At 70.6% G+C, this 21,010-nt stretch carries 20 protein-coding genes; 10 read left to right on the top strand and 10 right to left on the bottom strand.

The genetic code is table 11. From position 1 onward, the window contains the following. Positions 1-140: 140 nt before the first annotated feature. The 6 genes from C8E96_RS24355 (at position 141) to C8E96_RS24330 (ending at position 4,316) form a co-directional block, all read left to right on the top strand. Positions 141-473, top strand: a complete 333-nt coding sequence (locus tag C8E96_RS24355; protein ID WP_091368496.1) for a DUF4288 domain-containing protein — start codon at positions 141-143, stop codon at positions 471-473. 104 nt (positions 474-577) lie between these two features. Beyond that, positions 578-982, top strand: coding sequence for a DUF3592 domain-containing protein (locus C8E96_RS24350; protein WP_133794724.1), 405 nt, complete (start codon positions 578-580; stop codon positions 980-982). Positions 983-1,072: 90 nt separating this feature from the next. Beyond that, positions 1,073-1,591, top strand: a complete 519-nt coding sequence (locus C8E96_RS24345; protein WP_091368489.1) for a ribbon-helix-helix protein, CopG family — start codon at positions 1,073-1,075, stop codon at positions 1,589-1,591. Between the two features lie 86 nt (positions 1,592-1,677). Beyond that, the gene (locus tag C8E96_RS24340) at positions 1,678-2,526 is read left to right on the top strand and encodes a DUF4097 family beta strand repeat-containing protein (protein WP_091368485.1); all 849 of its coding nucleotides are present in this window, start codon (positions 1,678-1,680) and stop codon (positions 2,524-2,526) included. A 24-nt stretch (positions 2,527-2,550) separates the two neighbouring features. Next, a complete protein-coding gene (locus tag C8E96_RS24335; RefSeq protein ID WP_091368482.1) occupies positions 2,551-3,504 on the top strand; it encodes an ATP-binding cassette domain-containing protein in 954 nt (317 codons plus the stop codon). Then, positions 3,501-4,316 carry an ABC transporter permease gene (locus C8E96_RS24330; protein ID WP_091368479.1) on the top strand — a complete coding sequence of 272 codons (816 nt, stop codon included), beginning with the start codon at positions 3,501-3,503 and terminating at the stop codon, positions 4,314-4,316. Before C8E96_RS24335 ends, C8E96_RS24330 begins: the two co-directional genes overlap by 4 nt. Positions 4,317-4,377: 61 nt before the next feature. Here C8E96_RS24330 and C8E96_RS24325 read toward each other — a convergent pair whose 3' ends face one another. The 3 genes from C8E96_RS24325 to C8E96_RS24315 all read right to left on the bottom strand — a co-directional run bounded on the left by C8E96_RS24325 (position 4,378) and on the right by C8E96_RS24315 (position 6,149). Then, positions 4,378-4,956: a TIGR03086 family metal-binding protein gene (locus tag C8E96_RS24325; RefSeq protein WP_091368477.1), complete on the bottom strand. Its 579-nt coding sequence runs from the start codon at positions 4,954-4,956 to the stop codon at positions 4,378-4,380. Positions 4,957-4,970: 14 nt separating this feature from the next. Beyond that, on the bottom strand, positions 4,971-5,609 hold the full coding sequence (locus C8E96_RS24320) for a pyridoxamine 5'-phosphate oxidase family protein (RefSeq protein ID WP_091368474.1): 639 nt from the start codon (positions 5,607-5,609) through the stop codon (positions 4,971-4,973). A gap of 105 nt (positions 5,610-5,714) precedes the next feature. Next, positions 5,715-6,149: a phage tail protein gene (locus C8E96_RS24315; protein WP_091368472.1), complete on the bottom strand. Its 435-nt coding sequence runs from the start codon at positions 6,147-6,149 to the stop codon at positions 5,715-5,717. Between the two features lie 197 nt (positions 6,150-6,346). Here C8E96_RS24315 and C8E96_RS24310 point away from each other — a divergent pair, with 197 nt between their 5' ends. Beyond that, positions 6,347-7,453: a class I SAM-dependent methyltransferase gene (locus tag C8E96_RS24310; protein WP_091370090.1), complete on the top strand. Its 1,107-nt coding sequence runs from the start codon at positions 6,347-6,349 to the stop codon at positions 7,451-7,453. Between the two features lie 86 nt (positions 7,454-7,539). Further along, positions 7,540-8,235 carry a TetR/AcrR family transcriptional regulator gene (locus C8E96_RS24305; RefSeq protein WP_166658096.1) on the top strand — a complete coding sequence of 232 codons (696 nt, stop codon included), beginning with the start codon at positions 7,540-7,542 and terminating at the stop codon, positions 8,233-8,235. A 65-nt stretch (positions 8,236-8,300) separates the two neighbouring features. Here C8E96_RS24305 and C8E96_RS24300 read toward each other — a convergent pair whose 3' ends face one another. From C8E96_RS24300 to C8E96_RS33510, 3 genes are all read right to left on the bottom strand, one after another. Beyond that, positions 8,301-9,167: an SGNH/GDSL hydrolase family protein gene (locus tag C8E96_RS24300; RefSeq protein ID WP_228769587.1), complete on the bottom strand. Its 867-nt coding sequence runs from the start codon at positions 9,165-9,167 to the stop codon at positions 8,301-8,303. A 213-nt stretch (positions 9,168-9,380) separates the two neighbouring features. Then, on the bottom strand, positions 9,381-10,616 hold the full coding sequence (locus tag C8E96_RS33515; protein ID WP_166658095.1) for an MFS transporter: 1,236 nt from the start codon (positions 10,614-10,616) through the stop codon (positions 9,381-9,383). Positions 10,617-10,645: 29 nt separating this feature from the next. Next, positions 10,646-11,254: a hypothetical protein gene (locus C8E96_RS33510; RefSeq protein ID WP_166658094.1), complete on the bottom strand. Its 609-nt coding sequence runs from the start codon at positions 11,252-11,254 to the stop codon at positions 10,646-10,648. A 365-nt stretch (positions 11,255-11,619) separates the two neighbouring features. Here C8E96_RS33510 and C8E96_RS24290 point away from each other — a divergent pair, with 365 nt between their 5' ends. Then, positions 11,620-17,058 (top strand): ATP-binding protein, encoded by a 5,439-nt coding sequence (locus C8E96_RS24290; RefSeq protein ID WP_091368462.1) that lies wholly within the window; start codon positions 11,620-11,622, stop codon positions 17,056-17,058. A gap of 268 nt (positions 17,059-17,326) precedes the next feature. Here C8E96_RS24290 and C8E96_RS24285 read toward each other — a convergent pair whose 3' ends face one another. Then, positions 17,327-17,833 (bottom strand): mycothiol transferase, encoded by a 507-nt coding sequence (locus C8E96_RS24285; protein ID WP_091368459.1) that lies wholly within the window; start codon positions 17,831-17,833, stop codon positions 17,327-17,329. Between the two features lie 46 nt (positions 17,834-17,879). Continuing rightward, complete coding sequence (locus C8E96_RS24280) at positions 17,880-18,188, bottom strand: DUF1905 domain-containing protein (protein WP_091368455.1); 309 nt, start codon at positions 18,186-18,188, stop codon at positions 17,880-17,882. Positions 18,189-18,298: 110 nt separating this feature from the next. Between C8E96_RS24280 and C8E96_RS24275 the strand changes: the two genes are divergently transcribed. Next, positions 18,299-18,766, top strand: coding sequence for a DUF4383 domain-containing protein (locus C8E96_RS24275; protein WP_091370086.1), 468 nt, complete (start codon positions 18,299-18,301; stop codon positions 18,764-18,766). Here C8E96_RS24275 and C8E96_RS24270 read toward each other — a convergent pair. Both C8E96_RS24270 and C8E96_RS24265 read right to left on the bottom strand, forming a co-directional pair. Further along, a complete protein-coding gene (locus C8E96_RS24270; RefSeq protein WP_091368451.1) occupies positions 18,756-19,613 on the bottom strand; it encodes an alpha/beta fold hydrolase in 858 nt (285 codons plus the stop codon). The genes C8E96_RS24275 and C8E96_RS24270 overlap by 11 nt on opposite strands. Then, positions 19,610-20,992, bottom strand: coding sequence for an FAD-dependent oxidoreductase (locus C8E96_RS24265; RefSeq protein WP_091368448.1), 1,383 nt, complete (start codon positions 20,990-20,992; stop codon positions 19,610-19,612). Before C8E96_RS24265 ends, C8E96_RS24270 begins: the two co-directional genes overlap by 4 nt. Between the last annotated feature and the right edge of the window lie 18 nt (positions 20,993-21,010).

The following is a 21,010-nucleotide window of genomic DNA, read 5'->3' as shown; positions in this document are numbered from 1 at the left end:
TAAGGCCTGGCTATGGACCGTCGACCGCCCGGTGCGCGGGCAGTCGGATTGATCCACCGGGACACCGTCGATATCACCGTTACGGTGACTTTGAATCCCGCGATCGATGGGGTGCCGAATTTTGTGGTAGGGACGTAACCATGGTCACCGAGAAACCGTTCGTCGCCGTCGTCCTCTACGAATCGACTTGCGATTCGCCCGACTACCAAACGCTCTACCGGGAGGACGTCGTCCTCGTCTACGCGCGCACCGAGGACGAGGCGCGTGAGGCCGTCCGGGTGCGGGCCGCCGGCGAGGCGGGCAGCCACCGCAACGAACTCGGCGAGGTGATCACCTTGTCGGTGAAGGAGGTGCTCGATGTGGCGCCCGCCCTCGACGAGGATCTGACCCGCGGCGGCGACCTCTACTCGCGGCACTTCACCAACTTCGACGCCTACCGCCGCTTCGAACCCCTGCTGTCCGAAAAGGACTGACGGCCAGGGCGCACGGCGGTGACGCTTCCGGGACCGTTGTGGCGCTGTCGACCATCCGCCTACGCTGCGGCCGTTCGTGACGGTGGGGCGAAGGGGTCATCACGATGAAGCTGAGATCCAGTGTGGGCCGATCGATGGCCGTCCTGCTGCTGTTCGTCGCGACGTACGCGCTCGTGTTCACGATCCGGACGGCCACCGACCGGGAGACTTGGCCGAGCGCCGAGGGCACCGTGACCGAGCGCACCGCCAGCGGGCGCAGCATCTCGGTGGTCGTGTCCTACCCGGGCCCAAACGGCACCGAGGTGGCGAAGATCGCCGAGACCGGCTCCGCCCACCACGTCGGCGAGCGGGTCAAGGTGCGCTACGAGGTCACCGACGGCCGCGTCAGCGATGTCGCGCTCGACGACGCCCGCCAGGCCCACGTGGTGGTGATCGTCCTCGCGAGTCTGGCCACCCTGGGCGGTGTGGTCCTCAACCTCGCCGCGTGGCGGGGCCGCGACCAGGACTGAGGTGCCACTCCGACCAGCCCTGAGCCACATTGACGCCGTCCTGAGCCAACCTGACTTGCATGTGGTGCCACGAGGTGCCATAGTGGTGCCATGGACCTGACACCGTATGTGGATTCGCTCGGTCGTGAGCTGCTGACGGTCGCCGAGACCGGTGGTGGGGACGCCGGCGCTCTGATCGAGCGGTTGACCGTGTCGATGGAGTCGGCGATTCGGCTCACCTTGCTTGAGGCGTTGTCGGCCGCCGCCGACGAGATCACCCGCGACCTGGCTCCCGGGTCGGTCCAGGTGCGGCTGCGTGGACGCGACCCGAACTTCGTGGTGACGCCCGCGCAGGTGGAGCACCCGGTCGAGGACACCGCGGACCGCGGCGCGCTGCCGGTCGACGACGCCGGGGCGGGCTTCGACGACGGCCCGGTGACGCGGATCAACGTGCGCCTTCCGGAACAGCTCAAGGCCGCGATCGAGGAGGCGGCGGGCAAGGAGGGCCGCTCGGTCAACGCGTGGCTGGTCCGGGCCGCCTCGACCGCGCTGCAGGGCGCCGACCGCGAGCCCGGCCCCGACCGGCGCGGCAAGCGCGGTGCGCAGCGCTACACCGGCTGGGCGCGCTAGCCGACACCCACACTCGCTTTCTTCCAACTCTCTCCAACGCCCCGACCAGCGGGGATGTTCTTCCGACACCTTATGAGGGGACAGCCATGCCTACTTTCGCCACCGCGGAACCCATTTCCGTCACCATCGAACTCTCCGTCGGGGACGTGCGGATCGTCGCGACCGACCGGAGAGACACTGTCGTCGAGGTGCGGCCGACCGACGGGTCCGACGCCTCCGATGTGGAGGCCGCGGAGAAGACCCGCGTCGAGTACGCCGACGGCACCCTGGTTGTCCGCGGGCCGAAGTCCCGCGCACTCGACTTCTCCAAGAAGACCCGGTCGGTCGACGTGCTGATCGAACTTCCCACCGGCTCGCAGGTCCACAGTGACCTGTCGGTCGCCGATGTCCACAGCACCGGTGTGTTGGGCGACTGCCGGTTCAAGACCTCGGTCGGGCACTTCCGGCTCGACCGGACCGGCGCGCTGCGCCTGGACACCTCCGGTGGCCACGTCACCGTCGACACGGTCGCGGGCAACGCCGAGATCGCCACCGGCACCGGGCGCATCCGCGTCGGTGAGATCGGCGGCGCCGCGGTCATCAAGAACTCCAACGGCAACACCGAGATCGGCACGGTCACCGGTGAGCTGAAGGTGCGCTCGGCCAACGGCGACATCTCCGTCGACCGGGCCGACGCCAGGGTGGAAGCCAAGACCGCCAACGGAAGCATCCGCGTCGGCGAGGTCGCCCGCGGCGTGGTCGTGCTGACCACCTCGACGGGCGACCTCGAGATCGGCGTCGCCGATGGCACCGCCGCCTGGCTCGACCTGAACACCGGGCACGGGCGCGTCCACAAGTCGCTCGACGACGTCAGCCAGGGGCCCGAGAAGTCCGAGGAGACCGTCGAGGTCCGCGCCCACACCTCCTACGGCGACATCACCGTCCGCCGTTCCTGATCTATCGAAGAGGGGGATCCACCCATGTCCAGCACCCAATCCGCAATCACGGCCACCGGACTGCGCAAATCGTTCGGCGACCACGTCGTGCTCGACGGAATCGACCTGCATGTCCGGCGGGGAACCGTTTTCTCCTTGCTCGGCGCCAACGGCGCGGGCAAGACCACCACGGTCAAGATCCTGTCCACCCTGATCGGCGCCACCGGCGGCACCGCCACGGTCGCGGGCCACGATGTGGCCGCCGACCCCGACGCGGTCCGCGCGGCGATCGGTGTCACCGGCCAGTTCTCCGCGGTCGACAACCTGTTGACCGGTCAGGAGAACCTGATCCTGATGGCGGACCTGCACCACCTCGGCCGGGCGGCGGGCAGGCGCCGCGTCGCCGAACTGCTCGACCAGTTCGACCTGGTCGAAGCGGCGAAGAAGCCGGCGTCGACCTACTCCGGCGGGATGCGGCGACGGCTCGACCTCGCGATGACCCTGGTCGGGTCGCCGCAGGTGATCTTCCTCGACGAGCCGACCACGGGCCTGGACCCGCGCAGCCGCCGCGGTATGTGGCAGATCGTCCGCGACCTCGTGGCGGGCGGCGTCACCATCTTCCTCACCACGCAGTACCTGGAGGAGGCCGACGAACTCGCCGACCGGATCGCGGTCCTCGAACACGGCAAGATCGTCGCCGAGGGCACCGCGGACGAGCTCAAGCGGCGCATCCCCGGCGGCCACGTCCTGCTGCGGTTCGCCGAGGTCCGTGACCTCGAATCCGCCGCGCGCGCCCTGGGCCAGGTGTCCCGCGACGGCGACGCGCTCGACTTGCGGGTGCCGCACGACGGCAGCCTGCGCTCGCTCAAGGCCCTGATCGACCGGCTCGACGGCGCGGCCGTCGAGGTCGACTCACTGAGCGTGCACACCCCCGACCTCGACGACGTCTTCCTCGCCCTCACCGGCAACCCCAAGAACGAGAAGGTGGCCTCCCGATGAGCACCGCGATCAACACGGCCAAGAAGCCGATGGTCTACGCCCTGACCGACTCGGCGACCATGCTTCGCCGCAACCTCAAGCGAATGCTGCGCTACCCGTCGATGACGGTGTTGCTGATCGGGATGCCGATCGTCTTCCTGCTGCTGTTCGTCTACGTCTTCGGCGGCGCTCTCGGCGCCGGGATCGGCGGCGCGGCAGGCGGACGGGCCGAGTACCTCAACTACGTCACCCCGGCGATCATCCTGATGACGATCTCCTCAGCGGTCCAGGGCACCTCCATCTCGGTCGCCATGGACATGACCGAGGGCATCGTCGACCGGTTCCGCACCATGGCCATCGCCCGCGTGTCCGTCCTCACCGGACACGTCGTCGGCAGTCTCATCCAGACCATGCTCGCCATCACGGCGGTCCTCGGTGTCGCCCTGGCCATCGGCTTCCGGCCCTCGGCCGGTGTCGGCGACTGGTTCGCCGTCGTCGGTGTCCTGGTGATGATGGCTTTCGCCTTCATCTGGCTGTCGGTCGCGCTCGGCCTGGCCAGCAAGACCGTCGAGGCGGCCAGCAACGTCGGCATGCCGCTGGTGCTGCTTCCGTTCCTCGGCAGCGGTTTCGTCCCGACCGACTCGATGCCCACGGTGCTGCGCTGGTTCGCCGAGTACCAGCCGTTCACCCCGCTCATCGAGACCCTGCGCGGCCTGCTGATGGGCACGCCGATCGGGAACAACGGCGCCATGGCGGTCGGCTGGTGTGTCGTGATCGCGCTCGGTGGCTACCTGTGGTCGAAGAAGCTGTTCAACCGCGAATCCGCCCGCTGACCACCTGATCCATCCCGTCAAGCCCGGCCCTCCCCAGGGACCGGGCTTCACGGCTGCCGGGTCACCGCACGTCGTTCGAGGCCCGCCTGCCGAACGCGGCCAGCAGGACGGTCTGCTCATCGGCGCCCGCGGGCACCTCCGGCCGAGCCGCCACGGCACCCGCCCCACGGTAGTTGTCCTCGTTCTCGGCGAACCACCGCGCGCACGCCGCCACCAGCTCGGGGTCGAGGCGGTCGTCGGCGCCGATGGCCTGGGCGAGGTCCCAGCCGTGGATGAGGTGGTCGGCGAAGAGCTGCCAGGCGTACTCCTCACCCGGAACATCCCCGAACGACAGGTGCACGGTGCGGCCCAGCGCGCCGTCCGCGCTGACGGCGTCGACCGCCGCGTCGGCCGCGCCGGTGTACGCGGCGACCGGGTCGGAGCCGAGGACGTCACCGTCGAAGCGGTCGCCGACCTCCTCGATCGTGGCGCCCGCCATCAGCGGCGCGGTCCAGAGGTCCTCGCCGACGACGTGGTTGACCAGGGTGCGCACGTCCCAGTCCGCGCACGGTGTCGGCGCGGTCCACTGGTCTTGGCGTACCGCGCGCAGATGTGCGCCGAAGTGTTCGCAGGAACGGCGGTGCAGCTCAGCGAGGTTCATGGTGGTCCTCCCCTTCAGCGCCAGCGCACGGGCCGGTCGCCGGGATCGTTGGCCGGGTCGTGCGCGGGCAGCGCGTCGACCGCCCAGTCGGCGCGTTTCCACGACGGCACCGGGGTCACCCGCTTGGGTCGGGGCACGAACGTGGACCGCTCGACGAGGGCGTAGTGGTGGACGTAGCGGCCGCAGTTGGGGAACACGCGGGTGACCTGGACCCGCATGACCATCAGCGCGCCGGGCCATGTCCCGAGCAGCGGGTCGTCGGCGTCGACGGTGGCCGTGCCCTCGACCCGCGTGCGGCCACCGTTCTCCAAATCGATGAACAGCAAACCGACCGGCGAACCGGCGGCGACGTTGCCCAGTGAGAGGAACATGCCGTTGCCGTCGTAACACGGCATGGCCAGGGTGTGCTCGTCGACGACCCGGATGAAGCCGGGGTCGCCGCCCTTGTAGGAGCACGTCGGCTGCCCGTCGGGCCCGACGGTCGCCAGGAAGACCATGTCGCGTGCTTCGATGAACGCCTGGTCGTCCTCGGTGATCGCCTGGTGGACGAGGTGCTCGTTGATCCGGTCGGCGATGCGGCGGGTGTCGAACCGGTCCTGCAGGGCACGTTGGCCGGGGTGGTAGTCGAATCCGGTCGTCTCGTCGGTGCCCATCGGCCCGCTCCCTTGTCCACAGCCCCGCGGCTGAGATTACGCCCAGGGGACGGCGGATTTCCTTACCGAATGAAGACGGCCTGCCAGCCATCACTCGAAGGTGGCCTACTCGACGTCCAGCCGCTCGTAGGCGATGACGAGCTTCTCGACGAGCACGCTGGTGTCGCCCGCCGCCCGCGACCCGGTCTGCAGGCTCTTCGGCCGGGCGTTGGCCAGCTGGTAGCGCTTGATCGGGGTTCCCTCGGCGTCGTAGACGATGATCGCGCCGCCCTGGGCCGCCTTGCCGAAATGCGTGGCCTTCACCCATTTCTCGAAACTGTCGTCCGCGGTGAGTTCGCGGGTGAGGGTGACCTCGCCTGCCTTGGGCCTGCCCGGCAGCTTGCTGACGACGTACTTGCCATCGGCAGTGGTCTGCTTGACCTCGATGGCGTCCCGTGCCGCCGCCAGACCGCTGATCTCGGTGATCCCCTTGATCCGCACGCCGTCGACCTCCAACCCGAACGAATGGCCGACGGAGCTGTCACGATCGGGAAGCGCCATTACCGATCCACCTTTCGCAGCGGGTTGCACCGTCCAGTATCACCGCGCCGGCGGCGCGCTCAACTTGATCCGCGGGCGCACGCATGGCACACGGGCCCGGGCGCGCCTACGGTTGTCGAAACCGTGGCTCGCCGGACCTCCCGACCGCTGGTCACCCCCGGCGTGCCGCCCCCGATGGACTCAAGGAGGCGGTGACCATGACCGCGACTGTTCCCACGGGCTCGGGCACCGAGCGCCGCGACGCGCTCGCCGAAATGATCTTCCAGGCCACGGTGAGCGCACAGGAGCTGCAGCACATCTACCTCGGTGACCGGCTCGGGCTCTACGCGGCACTCGCCGAACTCGACTCGGCGACCCCGGCGGAGCTGGCGGCGGCGGCCGATATCGCGCCGCGGTATGCCCGCGAGTGGCTGGAGCAGCAGGCGGTCGCGGGAGTCGTGGACCTCGCCGCGGACAACGCCGATCCGGAGCGACGCCGCTTTCGGCTCCCGGCCGAGGCGGCCGAAGTGCTGTGCGACCCCGACAGCCTGTACTTCATGGCGCCGCTCGCGCAGCTGTCGGTGAGCATCGCCCAGACCCTGCCCAAGGTCATGGCCGCCTTCCTCAATGGGGGCGGGGTCGAGTTCAAGGCCTACGGCGCCGACGCCCGCGAAGGCATCGAGCGGGTCAACCGGCCGATGTTCCGCAACCAGCTGGCGCGGGAGTGGATCCCGGCCCTTCCCGACATCCATGCGCGGCTCACCGACGCCGACCCACCCGCCAGGGTGGCCGACCTCGGCTGCGGCAGCGGCTGGTCGACGGTCGCCATCGCGGACGGATATCCGCGGGCCTGGGTGGACGGGATCGACATCGATGAGGCGTCGATCGACTCGGCGCGCCGCGTCGCCGCCGACGCGGGGGTCGCCGATCGGGTCACTTTCTTCCAACGCGACGCCGCTGACCCCGCGTTGGCCGGGCGCTACGACCTGGTGACGCTGTTCGAGACCTTGCACGACATGGCGCATCCCGTCGAGGTGCTGAGCGCCGCGAAGGGCATGCTCGCACCCGGCGGCGCGGTCCTGGTCGGCGACGAGCGGGTCGCCGACGAGTTCACCGCACCCGGCGGGGACCTCGAACGGTTCCACTACGGCTGGAGCGCCGTGCACTGCCTCGCCGTCGCCATGGTCGAGTCGGATGCCGTGGGTACCGGCACGGCCATCCGCGCCGACACGGTGCGCCGTTACGCGCGCGAGGCCGGGTTCAGCGCGGTGACGGTCCTCCCGATCGAGCACGACTTCTGGCGCTTCTACCGACTCGATCCCTGATCGCGTCGCCGCTGTTCTCCGGAAGAGGGTCGGCGCCACTGCGCCGCATGCGATTCGTGGCGGTGGCCGGTCGATAGAATGCCTTGGTGAGCAAACATCCGGTCCTCTCCGGCGTGGAGGCCTTCGCCTCCGTCGGGCAAGGCCTGCCCAGCAGGCACCGGCTCACGCCCGAAGAGGTCGCGGAGTCCCAGCGCCACCGGATCGTCGTGGCGTTCCTGCAGGTCACCGCGGAGAAGGGGTACGCCGCCGTCACCATCGGCGACATCGTGGAACGCGCGGGTGTGTCTCGGCAGGCGTTCTACCAGCAGTTTCCCAGCAAACAGGACTGTTTCATCGCCGCCTTCCGCACGGCCGCGAAACTGACCCTCGGCTCGATCAGTCAGCCGCTGAGCGAACTGCCGTACACCGATTGGCGCGCGGGCGTCACGGCCACGATGGACACGTACCTGCGGGCGATGGCCGCGGCGCCGAAGGTCACCTGGACCATGCAGATCGAGTGCCTCGCCGCGGGCCCCGAGGTGGCCGCGCTGTACCACAAGGCCATCGGCCAGATCGCCGAGTTGTACCGCATCACCTACAACCAGGTGGTGCGCCGGGAGGACCCGAGCAGGCCGCCGCTGCCGGATGAGGCGTTCGACGTCCTCGTCGGCGGGCTGTCGGACCGCATCCGCTACTGCCTCTACACCAAGGGCGCCGAAGCGATCCCGGACCTGATCCCGGACTTCGTCGCGACCATCATGGCCCTCTTCGGCGAGAAACCCGCCCCCGCCGACAAACCCTGAGAGCACTGCGTCCACAGTGGACCGGTCGCGGGTCGCTCGTCCCGCGACCGGTCTACTGTGGTCGGTCAGCCGCCCAGTGCGGCGAGCACCTGGCGGGCCTGGTTCTGCGTGCCCAACGCGTTGGGGTGCACCGGCAGGGCCCCCGAGGCGAAGACGCCCTCCATCCACTTGACGCCGGGGAACTGGCAGACGTCATGGCCGATGCTGCTGGTGTAGGTGTCCACGAAGGTCGCACCGTTGTTGGCGGCCACGCCGGACAGCACGGAGTTCAGGAGCTTGGTGATATCGCGCAGGTACGGCGCGTCGCCGGAGGCGATCGGCACCAGCGGCCAGCAGTTGCTCCCGTTCTCCGGCATGATCACCGGGTAGCCGACCAGCAGGACCCTGGCTTTGGGGGAACGCTGCTTGATCCCCTTGAGCACGCCGTCCACCTTCGGGCCGACCGCCTTGACTTTGTCGGCGCGCCGGTCGCCGCCGCCCGCGGTGTACAGCGTCTTGCACGGTGAGCCGATCGGGACGAGCGCACCCGGCAGGCCGCAGGTCGCCAGGATCTCGGCGAACGGGATGTCGTTGCCGCCGATGCCGACGGTGACCAGCGCGGTGTCCGGCTTCAGGGCGTTGAACTGCGGGGCCACCACGGCGAACTGGTTGCCCGTCATGTCGGCGGTCACGGCGGCCCCGCAGGTCACGTCGGTGAACGTCGCGGGCTTGACGGCTTTCGAGACCAGCGAGGGGTAGTTGTGGTCGGACCTGGTGCACAGCAGATCGACCTGGTTCGGCACGCCGCTCGCCGAACTGAACGAGTCACCCAGGGCCACGTACGAGGGGTAGTACGGCGCCGCGGTGGCCGACCCGATATGCAGACCGCCCGCGACGAGCCCGACCGCGGCGATACCCGCGGTAAGCAGGCCGGTGATCTTCCGACGACTCACGATGATTCCTACTTTCTCAGCCAGAAGCGGCGATGCGCGCACCCACCGCTCTCCGATGAGAAACGTCGGGACGCCAAATCAGGGTGCATTCTCGGATGGTTGAAGTATTCGTCCGTACTTGGCGAACGCTATAGTTCTTCAACTTCGGCCCGCAAGAAGAAATGATGCGAGCGACCCGCTCTTTTCCTTTCCTGACAAGGAATATCGCTCTGGTTATGCGGGGATGACGAGGGCGCCGCCGGCGGCGGCGAGGACCGCGAACCCCGCTGCCGCGACGAACGCTGCGGTGGTGGACTGGGCGACGACCAAGCCGCCGAGGGCGGTGCCGATGGGGAAGCCGATCAGGTTGACGCTGATCGACACCGTCATCACCCGGCCGAGCCACCGCGGCTCGGTTCGGCGCTGGCGCAGCGACAGCACGCTCACGTTCAGCGCGCCCTCCAGCAGGCCGACGAACGCCAGACCCACCGCCAGCATCACCAGCGACGCGACCGCGCTCACCGGGAAGATAGCCACCGCCGACAGCACTGTCGCGCCGATGAGCAGCGCCCGTTCGCCGCCCGCGCGCAGGACCTTGCCCGCCACGAGCGCGCCCACCGCGCCGCACACCCCGACGACGCTCCACAGCAGGCCGGCGACCTGCTCGGTCGGCCCGGTGCCGCCGATGCGCTCGGCCACCGTCACCGGCACGGCCACGACGAGGATGCCGAACGCCACCTGGTAGCAGGAGTACGAGACCGCGAGACCGCGCAGCGTGCGGTTGCCGAACAGGTAGGTGATGCCCTCCCAGGCCTCGCGCAGCAGATGCTTGCGTTCGCCGCGTTCCGGTTCGGCGCCCGAGCCGCGCAGGAGGAGCAGGCTCAGCGCGGCCATGGCGAACATCCCCGCCACGATGCCCAGTGTCGCGTCCGGCCCGACCAGGGCGAACAGGGTGCCCGCGACCAGGGGACCGACCACGTCGATCACCGAGTACGTGCTCAGGTCGAGCGCGTTGGCCTTGTCGTAGGCGGCCCGCGGGACGAATCGCGGGAACAGGGTGCGGATGCCGCCCGCGCTCAACGGGCTGGTCAGCGAGTACAGCCCCAGCACGGTCAGCAGCAGCACCGGAGTGAGCCCGCCGCCCACGGACGCGAACACCACCAGGCCGATCAGCAGCGCGCTGATGACGGTGTCGAGGATGACCGCGCGCACCGCGCCGACCCGGTCGAGGACCGCGCCCGCCACGGGGCTCACGAGGAAGCCGGGCAGGGTCAGGAAGAACCCGCTGAGACCCGCCAGCACCGGGGAGCGGAACTCGGCGAGCACGTAGAGCACGACCGCGAACAGCAGCATCTCCGAGGCCAACCGCGACAGTGACGCCGAGAGCAGCAACTGGGCGACGTTGCGGGTGGCGAGGACCTGCCGGTAGGTCATCGGACGGTCGGCCGCGTCCAGTGAGGGTGGAGTCATCCGGCAGGTCTCCGAGTCGGTCGTGGGGGTCAGTCGACGAGGTCGGACCAGAATTCGCGGAAGTGCCGCCACACGTCGCGGTCGCACGCAGGCGGGTTCGGCGACAGCCAGGACGTCGGCTCGTCGGCGACGTCCTCGGCGCAGGTCTGCGCGGCGGTCGGCAGCCACAGGCCGACCACCACGGCGGCGCCCAGCACGCAGCCGCAGGCCCACCTGGCCGCGACCCGGTTCACCATCAGCCCGGCGACCAGCGCGAACGCCGCTGAAACCGCCATGAAGCCGGTGAAGTCCAGGTCCACCCCGGGTTCGAGCGCTTCGGTCACGGCCCCGACGAACACCGCGACGGGGATGCCGAGGAGCGTGACGGCGGCGGTCCAGGCGAGCTTGCCGCGCGTTGTCGTGGTGAGGGTGGACCCGCGCCAGCACAGCGACCCCGCGCACAACAAAGCCACCGCGAGCATCCCCAAGGCGATCAGCGCGGGAACCACCCCGGACCGGACCTGGAACAGCCACGCGAACAGCGCCACGTGCCCGGCCAGGAACAACCCGACCGTCGCCGCCACCCAGACGCCGACGAGCTGGCCCACGACACTTCGCCACGGCGCCCCCACCACGGGCGCCTCCCCCCGCTGATCCACGCCAGGAGTCTGCCCCGCCGGGTGGCCCGCTGTCCGGCGAACGCGGGTTCATAGTTTCGACCCCGACGACGCCGCTGCGATCGACGGCATATCGCGGACCCTCACCCGGGTGGGGCTCGATACAGTCAGCTGTCGACGACGGGCGAACGCCTTTGTGCTCACTCGTCGACAAGAAAAGCAGACACCTGCGTCACGCCGCCCCGGCACGTGAACCGGCTTGTCCGCGGCGCCCGCCGCGGGCGCGGCCGGGGACAGCCCGGGTCGGGGTGCCAGGCAGAGTGTGGGCGCGACCTGAAGATGGGAACCGCGCCCGGCCGAGCGCCACATGCTCGGGGGCCACGTCGAGGAGAGGGAAGGTCGGTCGGATGTTCCGCCGTATCGCGATCGTCAACCGTGGAGAGGCCGCGATGCGGCTCATCCATGCCGCGCGGGAGTTGGCCGCGCAGACCGGGACGCCGATCGAAACGGTCGCTCTGCACACCGATGTCGACCGCAACGCCACGTTCGTCCGCGCGGCCGACGTCGCCTACAACCTGGGGCCCGCGTCGGCCCGCCCCTACCTCGACCTGAAGGTGCTCAAGAAGGCACTGGTCGAGACCAAGCCCGACGCCGCCTGGGTCGGATGGGGGTTCGTCGCCGAGGACCCGGCGTTCGCCTCGCTGTGCGAGGAAGTCGGTGTCACCTTCGTCGGCCCCAGCCCCGACGCGATGCGCAAGCTCGGCGACAAGATCGGCGCGAAGCTGATCGCCGAGGAGGTCGGTGTGCCCGTCGCGCCGTGGAGCCGCGGCCCGGTGGAGTCGCTCGACGCCGCGCTGGCGGCCGCGGCCGGGATCGGCTACCCGCTGATGCTCAAGGCCACCGCCGGTGGTGGCGGGCGCGGCATCCGCGTGGTCACCAACGACGCTGACCTGGCCGACGCCTACGAGCGCACCAGCCAGGAGGCCGCGCGGGCGTTCGGCAGTGGGGTCGTGTTCCTGGAGCGCCTGGTCACCGGCGCCCGGCACGTCGAGGTCCAGGTGATCGCGGACGGCCAGGGCACCGCGTGGGCGCTGGGGGTGCGTGACTGCTCGATCCAGCGGCGCAACCAGAAGATCATCGAGGAGTCGGCGTCGCCCGTGCTCAGCGCGGAGCAGACCGCCGAGCTCAAGTCCTCCGCCGAGCGGCTGGCGATCGCGGTCGGCTACCGCGGCGCGGCCACCGTGGAGTTCCTGTACCACCCCGGGGACAAGGTGTTCGCGTTCCTGGAGGTCAACACCCGCCTGCAGGTGGAGCACCCGATCACCGAGGCCACCACCGGCTTCGACCTGGTCAAGGCCCAACTGTGGGTGGCGTCGGGGAATCGGCTCGAGGGTGCGCCCCCGGTCGAGCGCGGCCACGCTGTCGAGGCCCGGCTCAACGCCGAGGACCCCGACCGCGACTTCGCCCCCTCCCCCGGCCGCATCGTCCGCATGGAGCTGCCCTCGGGCCCCGGCATCCGGGTCGACACCGGGGTGCGCGAGGGCGACACCATCCCCGCCGACTTCGACTCGATGATCGCGAAGATCATCGCCCACGGCCGCGACCGGACCGAGGCGCTGGGCAGGCTGCGCCACGCCATGGCCGCCACCACCGTCATCATCGACGGCGGCGCGACCAACAAGAGCTTCGTGCTCGACCTGCTCGACCAGCCCGAGGTCATCGACGCCAGCGCCGACACCGGCTGGATCGACCGGGTCCGCGCGGAGGGCAGGCTCGTCGCCCAGCGCCACTCCGCGGTCGCCATCGCCGCGGCCGCCATCCAGGCCTACGAGGAAGAGGAAGGCGTCGAGCAGCAGCGCCTGCTGTCCACCGCGTTCGGCGGCCGCCCCCAGGTGCGGCACGAGAGCGGCCGCAGGCTCGACCTGAAGCTGCGGGGCGCCACGTACCGCGTCCGGGTCACCCGGATCGGGGCGCACCGGTTCCGGGTCGGCATCGAGGCCGGGCGCGACGCCCGCACCGCCGATGTCGAACTCGACCGCTTCGACCAGCACGCGGGCCGGATCCGCGTCAACGGCGTCGGCCACCGCCTGCTCCTGGGCACCGCGGGCCCGGTGGTCCTGGTCGAGGTCGACGGTGTCGCGCACCGGGTCAGCCGCGACGAGGGCGGCGTGCTGCGCTCCCCCGCCCCGGCGCTGGTCGTGGCCACCCCGGTAGCGGCCGGGTCCGAGGTGGAGGCCGGGGCACCGGTCCTGGTGCTGGAGAGCATGAAGATGGAGACGGTGCTCCGCGCGCCGTTCGCCGCCCGGATCAAGGAATGCACCGTCGCGGTGGGCAGCCTGGTGGAGACCGGCGCCCCGCTGCTGCGGCTGGAACCGCTCGCCGAGAACGGCGACGCCGCCGACACCGCCGCCGACGTCCAGGTGGACTGGGACCTGGCGGAGGCGGGCCCGGAGGTCTCGGCCGCCGACCGCCTGCAGGAGCTGTGCGGTCAGCTGCTCGGCTACGACGTCGACCCCCAGGACGACGGCGGGGTCCTGCGGGACTACCTCGCCGCGCGGGAGGCGGGCGGGCGGCCGCTGGCCGAGGAAGTGCGGCTGGTGACGATCTTCGCCGATCTCGCCGACCTGAGCCGCAACCGGCCCGCGGGCGAGGACATCAGCGGTGAGAGCCACCTGCACAGCGCCCGCGAGTACTTCCACACCTACCTGCAGAGCCTCGATGTCGACCGGGCCGGGCTGCCGGAGCGGTTCCAGGCCAAACTCGCCAAGGCACTGGCCCACTACGGGGTCACCGACCTGGAACGCACCCCGGAGCTGGAAGCCGCGGTGTTCCGGATCTTCCTCGCCCAGCAGCGGGCGACCACCGACGCCGGTGTCGTCGCCACCCTGCTGCGCGCCTGGCTGCGGGAGCCGCCGCCGGACGAGGCGCTGCGCGAACCGGTCGGGCTCGCGATGGAGCACCTGATCGCCGCCACCCAGGTGCGGTTCCCGGTGGTCTCCGACCTGGCGCGCGGTGTCGTGTTCGCCTGGCTCGGCCAGCCGATGCTGCGCCGCAACCGGGCCCGGGTCTACGCCGACGTCCGCAAGCACGTGCGGTACCTGGCGGCCAACCCGGACGCCGCGGACCGCGATGAGCGGATCGCCCAGATGGTGCGGACCACCGAACCCTTGGTGCGGGTGCTCAGCCAGTACTTGGAGCGCAACGCGCGCGACAACGCGATCATGCTGGACGTGCTGACGCGGCGGTACTACGGCAACAAGCGGCTCGTCGGTATCCAGACCAGCGTGGTCTCCGACCGCACCTACGTGACCGCCGAGCGCACCGACTTCACCGTGGTGTCCACCGCGGCGCGGCACGACGATCTGCCCGAGGCGTTGCGGGGCCTGGGCACGCTGGCCGCGGGCGCGGGCCCGCTGGAGGCCGACATCTACCTGGCGTGGCGCAGCCAGCCCGAGGACGCCGCCGACCTGGCCGCGGAGTTGGCCGAGGTGGTCAGCGCGCACCCGCTGCCCCCGCAGGTCCGCAGGCTCACCCTGACCGTCGCCGGCCGCGGCGGTGACGTCATGCACCAGCACATCACCTTCCGCCCGTCCGAGAGCGGACTGGCCGAGGACCGGCTGATCCGCGGCCTGCACCCCTACATCGCCCAGCGGATGCAGCTGGAGCGGCTGCGCGAGTTCGACCTCACCCGGCTGCCCTCGGCCGACGAGGACGTGTACCTGTTCCACTGCGTGGCCCGGGAGAACCGCGGCGACGAGCGGCTGGTGGCGTTCACGCAGGTCCGGGACCTGGTGGGGCTGCGCGACCACGACGGCAGGCTGGTGGCGCTGCCGACCGCGGAGAACACCCTGGCGACCTGCCTGGACTCGATCCGCCGGGCCCAGGGCAGGCGGCCGGCGGCGGCCCGGTTCAACACCAACCGGATCGTGGTCTACGTCTGGCAGGCCAGCGACATCACCCCGGCCGAGCTGGAGCAGCTGGCCAACCGGATCCTGCCCACCACCGCGGGGGCGTGCCTGGAGGAGATCGAGTTCATCCTCCGGCAGCGCCACCCGAAGACCGGTGAGCTGGTGCGGGTCGCGCTGCGCATCTCCTTCGACGCCACCGGCCGCCCGGCGCTCACCTTCGGTGAACCGTCCGATGAGCCGGTGCTGCCGCTGGACAGCTACCGGCAGAAGGTGGTGCGGGCCAGCAGCCGCAACACGGTGTACCCCTACGAGATCACCAGCATGATCGGCGAGTTCACCGAGTACGACCTGGACGACGACCACGCGCTGGTGCCGGTCGACCGGCCCCGGGGGAAGAACTCCGCCGCCATCGTCGCCGGCGTCGTGCGCACGCCGACCGCGCGGCACCCGCAGGGTGTCACCCGGGTCGTGCTGCTCGGCGACCCGACCACCTCGCTCGGCGCGCTGGCCGAACCGGAGTGCCGCCGGGTGATCGCCGCGCTGGACCTCGCCGAGCGGCTCCAGGTGCCGGTGGAGTGGTACACGGTGTCCTCCGGCGCCCGGATCTCCATGGAGTCGGGCACCGAGAACATGGACTGGGTGGCGGCCGCGCTCAAGCGGATCGTCACATTCACCCAGGACGGCGGCGAGATCAACATCGTGGTCGCGGGCATCAACGTCGGCGCCCAGCCGTACTGGAACGCCGAGGCCACGATGCTCATGCACACCAAGGGAATCCTGGTGATGACGCCGGATTCGGCTATGGTGCTCACCGGCAAGCAGTCGCTGGACTTCTCCGGCGGGGTCTCGGCCGAGGACAACTTCGGCATCGGCGGCTACGACCGGGTGATGGGCCCCAACGGGCAGGCGCAGTACTGGGCGCCGGACCTGGGCGCGGCCCGGGACCTGCTGATGTCGTACTACGACCACACCTATGTCGCCCCCGGTGAGGACGGGCCGCGGCGGGTGGAGACCACCGACCCGCGTGACCGTGATGTCACCGGCTACCCGCACCGGGCGCCGGGCAGCGACTTCACCAGCGTCGGGGAGATCTTCTCCGCCGAGACCAACCCGGACCGCAAGAAGGCCTTCGACATCCGGGTCGTGATGCGGGCGCTGTCCGACCAGGACCGGCCGGTGCTGGAACGCTGGGCGGGCATGGCCGACGCCGAGACCGCCGTGGTGCAGGACGCGCACCTGGGCGGTATCCCGGTCTGCATGGTGGGGATCGAGTCGCGGTCGGTGCAGCGCCGCGGCTTCCCGCCCACCGACGGCCCGGACACCTACACCTCGGGCACGTTGTTCCCGAAGTCGTCGAAGAAGGTGGCCCGGGCGATCAACGCGGCCAGCGGCAACCGGCCGCTGGTGGTGCTGGCGAACCTGTCCGGGTTCGACGGGTCACCGGAGTCGATGCGCAAGCTCCAGCTGGAGTACGGCGCGGAGATCGGGCGGGCGATCGTGAACTTCCGCGGTCCGATCGTGTTCTGCGTGATCTCCCGGTACCACGGCGGCGCGTTCGTGGTGTTCTCCAAGGCGCTGAACCCGAACATGACGGTCCTCGCGTTGGAGGGCTCGTTCGCGTCCGTGCTCGGCGGCGCACCGGCCGCGGCGGTGGTGTTCACCCGCGACGTCGCGGCCCGCATCGCGGCCGACCCGCGGGTGCGGGACCTGGAGACCCGCAGCGCTGCCGCCGTTGGCGCGGATCGGGCTTCGCTGACCGCGGAGCTCGACGAGCTGCGTGCGACGGTTCGGGCGGAAAAGCTCAGTGAGGTGGCGGGTGAGTTCGACCGGGTTCACAACATCGGGCGTGCGGTTGAGGTCGGTTCGGTCGACGCGGTGATTCGTGCGGCTGAGCTGCGGCCGCGGGTGATCGAGGCGATTGAGGCTCGGTTGGGGTAGGTGGTCACGGGATGAGCGGGGCGGTGACCGCTTCGCTCATCCCGGGCTCACGTTCTCTTGGTGGTATCAAAGGGAAGTCAGTCCCCCTCGGCCTCGAGAGTTAAAGGCGGCCAGGACGAGGGTGCAGGGGGAAGTGCAGGGATGTAGAGCGGTCCCTGAGGGTTTGCTCGTCCAGGGGTGCTGGACCACGTGGGCCACATCGTCGTGAAGCGGCTTGATCCTCAACCTGGCCGTGTGGCGACGCCGCCCGGACTGGCCGGACCCGCTCTCAGCCGCGAAGCAAGAGCCCGCGGACGAACGCGGCCTGGCCCACGTGCTGCAGGCAGTCGGAGATCACGCTGACCACCCGCACCCCGAGGGTGACCGGCGGCGTCCACGCCCGGTCCACGATCCGCTCCAGGTCGGCGTCGGTGATGCCCGCCGCCCACTCGACGCTCTGGCGGTGTACGGCGTCGTGGTAGCCGGTGAGGAGGTCGGCGTCGACCCGGACCGCGGCGACCTGGTCGCTGGTGTGGCCGTAGCCGTGGTCGGTGTCGGGAAACGGCAGACCGAACCGGTCGGCCCAGCCGTCGGCGAGCCACACCTGGTCGAGCCCGGAGACCCCCGCGAGGTGATCGTCCTGGATCCGGGACAGGTGCCACACCAGCCACGCGATCGAGTTCGCGTCCCCGTCGACGCGGTGCGCCAGCTGGTCGGCGCTGAGCCCGTCGACGGCGGCGCGCACTTCTTCGGCGATCCGCCCGAACGCGTCCACCACAAGGTCGGCACTGCTCACCCGCCGACGGTAGCTCCTTCGGGCAAGACGCGCCGGTGAAGGCACGTCACGAGGCCGCGAGGTCAAGCACTTCCAGGGAGACCGCCGCGACGTCGCCCGCGTCGAGACCCTCGGCGCGGCGCACGGCGCGTTTGACCGGCAGTACGTAGACGCCGCGACCGCTGTCGGGGAAGACCGACGTCGTCCAGGTGGTGGCGCCCACGGTGACCCGGACCCGCACCGAGCCGAACCCGCGTCGCGGGCCGGTGAGGTCACGGATCTCCTCGGACGCGCTTTCCGGCAGGCTCACGAAAGTCCAGCTGTCCACCCGCCGGGCGTCCCACTCCCACAGCTCGGCATCGAAGTCCACCACCACGGTCGCACCATCGCACACGCCACCGACAATCCCGCGGCTTTCGCCGGGGCTCCGGCGGGCGCACGATGGAGGGACACACAGGGACACACGAGGTCAGGGAGGCGATGGTGATGGCACACGCGCACGCACACCACATCCCAGCCGCCGATGAGGCGGCCGCCCGGGGGTTCGCCCGGGAAGCCGCGTTCTTCCTCGGTCTGGTCTTCATCGCGCTGGGGCTGCTGGGCTTCGTGCCCGCGACGGTCACCGACCACGAGACGATGGGTTTCGCCGGCCCCGAGCGTCCGGGGCTGCTGTTCGGGCTGTTCGCCGTGTCCGTGCTGCACAACCTGATGCACCTCGGATTCGGCCTGATCGGGGTGGTGATGTCGCGCGCCACCGCGACGGCGGCCAGGCTGTTCCTGGTCGGCGGTGGCGGGCTCCTGATGTTGTTCGGCGCGTACGGCCTGGTCGTCGCCGACGGCAGCGCGGCCAACTTCATCCCCACCAACACCGCCGACGACGTGCTGCACCTGACCTTCGGCGCGATGATGCTCCTCCTTGAGTGGGTCAGCGGACCACCGGACCTCAAGGACTGAGATCGCCGATCCGCGTCTCCCGGCGGAGGAAGGCGGCCACGACGCGCTCCACGGCGGCGGGGTCGTCGGCGAAGGGCCAGTGGCCGCTGTCGGGCAGGATCTCGACTTCGGCGCGCGGGAACACGTCGCGCTGCCGGTGGGCCTGTTCGACCGGGATGAACGCGTCCTTGGCGCCCCAGACCACCAATGCGGGCAGGTCCAGGGGGCGCAGGAGGTCGGCTGTCCGGGCGGCCCAGTCGTCGATGAGGCGTTGCCTCGACGCGCGGTAGAGCCGGAGCACGGCGCGTTTGGTGGCCGGGTCGCCGCTGACCGCGTGGAGGCGGTCGACGAAGTCGGCCGGGAGCCGCGGGTCCGTGCGGCGCAGTGTCGCCTGGAACGCCGAGCGGGTCGACAGGGCGTTGAACAGCTCGCCGAGCAGCGGGGTCTGCCAGATCCGCGCCATGAGGTGCCAGCGGTAGTCGCGCAGGACGCCGGTGTTGATCAGCACCAGGCTCGCCACCCGGTCGGGGTGGGTCGCGGCCCATTCCAGGCCCCACGGTCCGCCGAAGTCGTGCAGGACGAGGTGGACCCGGTCGATGCCGAGCGCGTCGAGCGCGGCCTCGATGAACGCGGCGTGCCCGGTCACCGTGTGCTCGAAGCCCGCGGGCTTGTCGGCGCGGCCGAACCCGGGCTGGTTCCAGGCGACGGCTCGGCCGAACTCGCCGACCGCGGTGAGCAGGCCCGTCCAGTCCTGGCTGGGCCCCGGGTTGCCGTGGACGAACACGACGGCCTCGCGTTCGTCCTGCGGACCAGCCGGCCGGACGACGGTGCGCAGGCTGCCGACTCGCAGTTCGGTCACCGGGTTCATGGGCGCGCCTGCACGGGCATCGGGTGTTCGGCGTGGCCGGTGGTGTCGCCACGACGCCGGTTGGCCGCGATCGCCCGGAGCAGCATCCGCGGCCCGAACAGCTTGCTCGGCGGGTCCATGAACCCCGAGATGCGGAACAGCTGCTCGGAGACCCGCCGGTCGGTCTCGGCCGCCCGCAGGTAGTACTCGGACAGGGCGACGCTGATCCGCACGGCTGTCGTCCTCGGGCCCGCGATCTCCGGCAGCGCGAGGTCGGCGCGGGTGGCGAAGTCCCAGGCGATCCCGACCGGCTTGGCCGTGGCCCGGAAGAACCTGCGCGCCAGGTCGCGGTCGCCGCCGCGCAGGCAGTCGGCCAGGGTACGCGCTTGCAGCGCGGCGACGGTCATTCCCTGGCCGTACAAGGGATTGAAGCTGCAGATGGCGTCACCGACGACGATCAGCCCGGCCGGGAACCGCCGCAGCTTGTCGTAGCGGCGCCACTGGCCCGCCGGGAACCGGTGCGTGACCACCTCGCCGAGCTGGTCGGCTTCCCGCACAACGGAAAGCATCCTCGCCGGGGCGATGTCCGAGACGAAGTCGATCATCTCGGCGCGGTCGGCCGGTGGTCGCACGCCCGCCATTCCGGCGATGCTGAACACCCTGGTGTCGTTCTCGCAGCTGAACAGCGCGAACCCTTTCGGCGTGCCCGGCCGCGGGCCGATGAGCACGAGCTTCTCCCACAGCGCGTCCTGCGGTATCCGCAGCAGGACGCTGACGTAGGTGACGTCCACCTGCGCCTTGTCCTCCGCGGGTCGCGGGTAGCCGAGCTGTTCGAGCCACGCCGGGGTGCGGGCGCCGCGGCCCATCGCGTCCACCACCAGGTCGGCGTCGATGACCCGCGACGGCGAACCGTGCTCTTGGACCTCGATTCCGGTGACCCGACTGCCGTCGTCGGTCCCCCTCGGACCGACGACGGTACAGCGGTCGATGATGTCCACAGTGGACAGAGCGCGCAGTCGTTCGCGGGTGTGCCACTCGAGCAGCGGCCGACTCGGCAGGTACATCGAGAGCGGCCGCTCAAGCACACCGTCACCGCGCAGGAGATGGCCGCCCGCCGAGAAGTGCATCTGGGACTGGTCGTCGCCGATCACCGGGGCGCCCGCCGCGATGAGGTCGGCCAGGATGCCGGGGAACAGGCCGTCGATGATCTGCGCGCCCTTGGGTTGCAACGCGTGCACGTGCCTGCCCTGCGGCACGCCGCGCCGGTTGTCGGGGCTGTCCGGCAGCGAGTCGCGCTCCACGACGGTCACCCGCCGGTAGCTGTCCGCGAGCACCCTCGCGGCGAGCAACCCACCCATGCTCGCGCCGAGAACGACCGCGTGATCTCCGATTGTCCGCATGTCCCCACCTCCAGGAGA

It is taken from the genome of Actinokineospora alba (genome assembly GCF_004362515.1).
GTDB lineage: Bacteria > Actinomycetota > Actinomycetes > Mycobacteriales > Pseudonocardiaceae > Actinokineospora > Actinokineospora alba.
This window is presented reverse-complemented; position numbering and strand designations above follow the sequence as displayed.

Coding starts and splice junctions, on each gene's coding strand:
- C8E96_RS24355 (WP_091368496.1), top strand. CDS start 141: ATGGTCACCGAGAAACCGTTCGTCGCCGTCGTCCTCTACGAATCGACT.
- C8E96_RS24350 (WP_133794724.1), top strand. CDS start 578: ATGAAGCTGAGATCCAGTGTGGGCCGATCGATGGCCGTCCTGCTGCTG.
- C8E96_RS24345 (WP_091368489.1), top strand. CDS start 1,073: ATGGACCTGACACCGTATGTGGATTCGCTCGGTCGTGAGCTGCTGACG.
- C8E96_RS24340 (WP_091368485.1), top strand. CDS start 1,678: ATGCCTACTTTCGCCACCGCGGAACCCATTTCCGTCACCATCGAACTC.
- C8E96_RS24335 (WP_091368482.1), top strand. CDS start 2,551: ATGTCCAGCACCCAATCCGCAATCACGGCCACCGGACTGCGCAAATCG.
- C8E96_RS24330 (WP_091368479.1), top strand. CDS start 3,501: ATGAGCACCGCGATCAACACGGCCAAGAAGCCGATGGTCTACGCCCTG.
- C8E96_RS24325 (WP_091368477.1), bottom strand. CDS start 4,956: ATGAACCTCGCTGAGCTGCACCGCCGTTCCTGCGAACACTTCGGCGCA.
- C8E96_RS24320 (WP_091368474.1), bottom strand. CDS start 5,609: ATGGGCACCGACGAGACGACCGGATTCGACTACCACCCCGGCCAACGT.
- C8E96_RS24315 (WP_091368472.1), bottom strand. CDS start 6,149: ATGGCGCTTCCCGATCGTGACAGCTCCGTCGGCCATTCGTTCGGGTTG.
- C8E96_RS24310 (WP_091370090.1), top strand. CDS start 6,347: ATGACCGCGACTGTTCCCACGGGCTCGGGCACCGAGCGCCGCGACGCG.
- C8E96_RS33515 (WP_166658095.1), bottom strand. CDS start 10,616: ATGACTCCACCCTCACTGGACGCGGCCGACCGTCCGATGACCTACCGG.
- C8E96_RS24290 (WP_091368462.1), top strand. CDS start 11,620: ATGTTCCGCCGTATCGCGATCGTCAACCGTGGAGAGGCCGCGATGCGG.
- C8E96_RS24275 (WP_091370086.1), top strand. CDS start 18,299: ATGGCACACGCGCACGCACACCACATCCCAGCCGCCGATGAGGCGGCC.
- C8E96_RS24270 (WP_091368451.1), bottom strand. CDS start 19,613: ATGAACCCGGTGACCGAACTGCGAGTCGGCAGCCTGCGCACCGTCGTC.
- C8E96_RS24265 (WP_091368448.1), bottom strand. CDS start 20,992: ATGCGGACAATCGGAGATCACGCGGTCGTTCTCGGCGCGAGCATGGGT.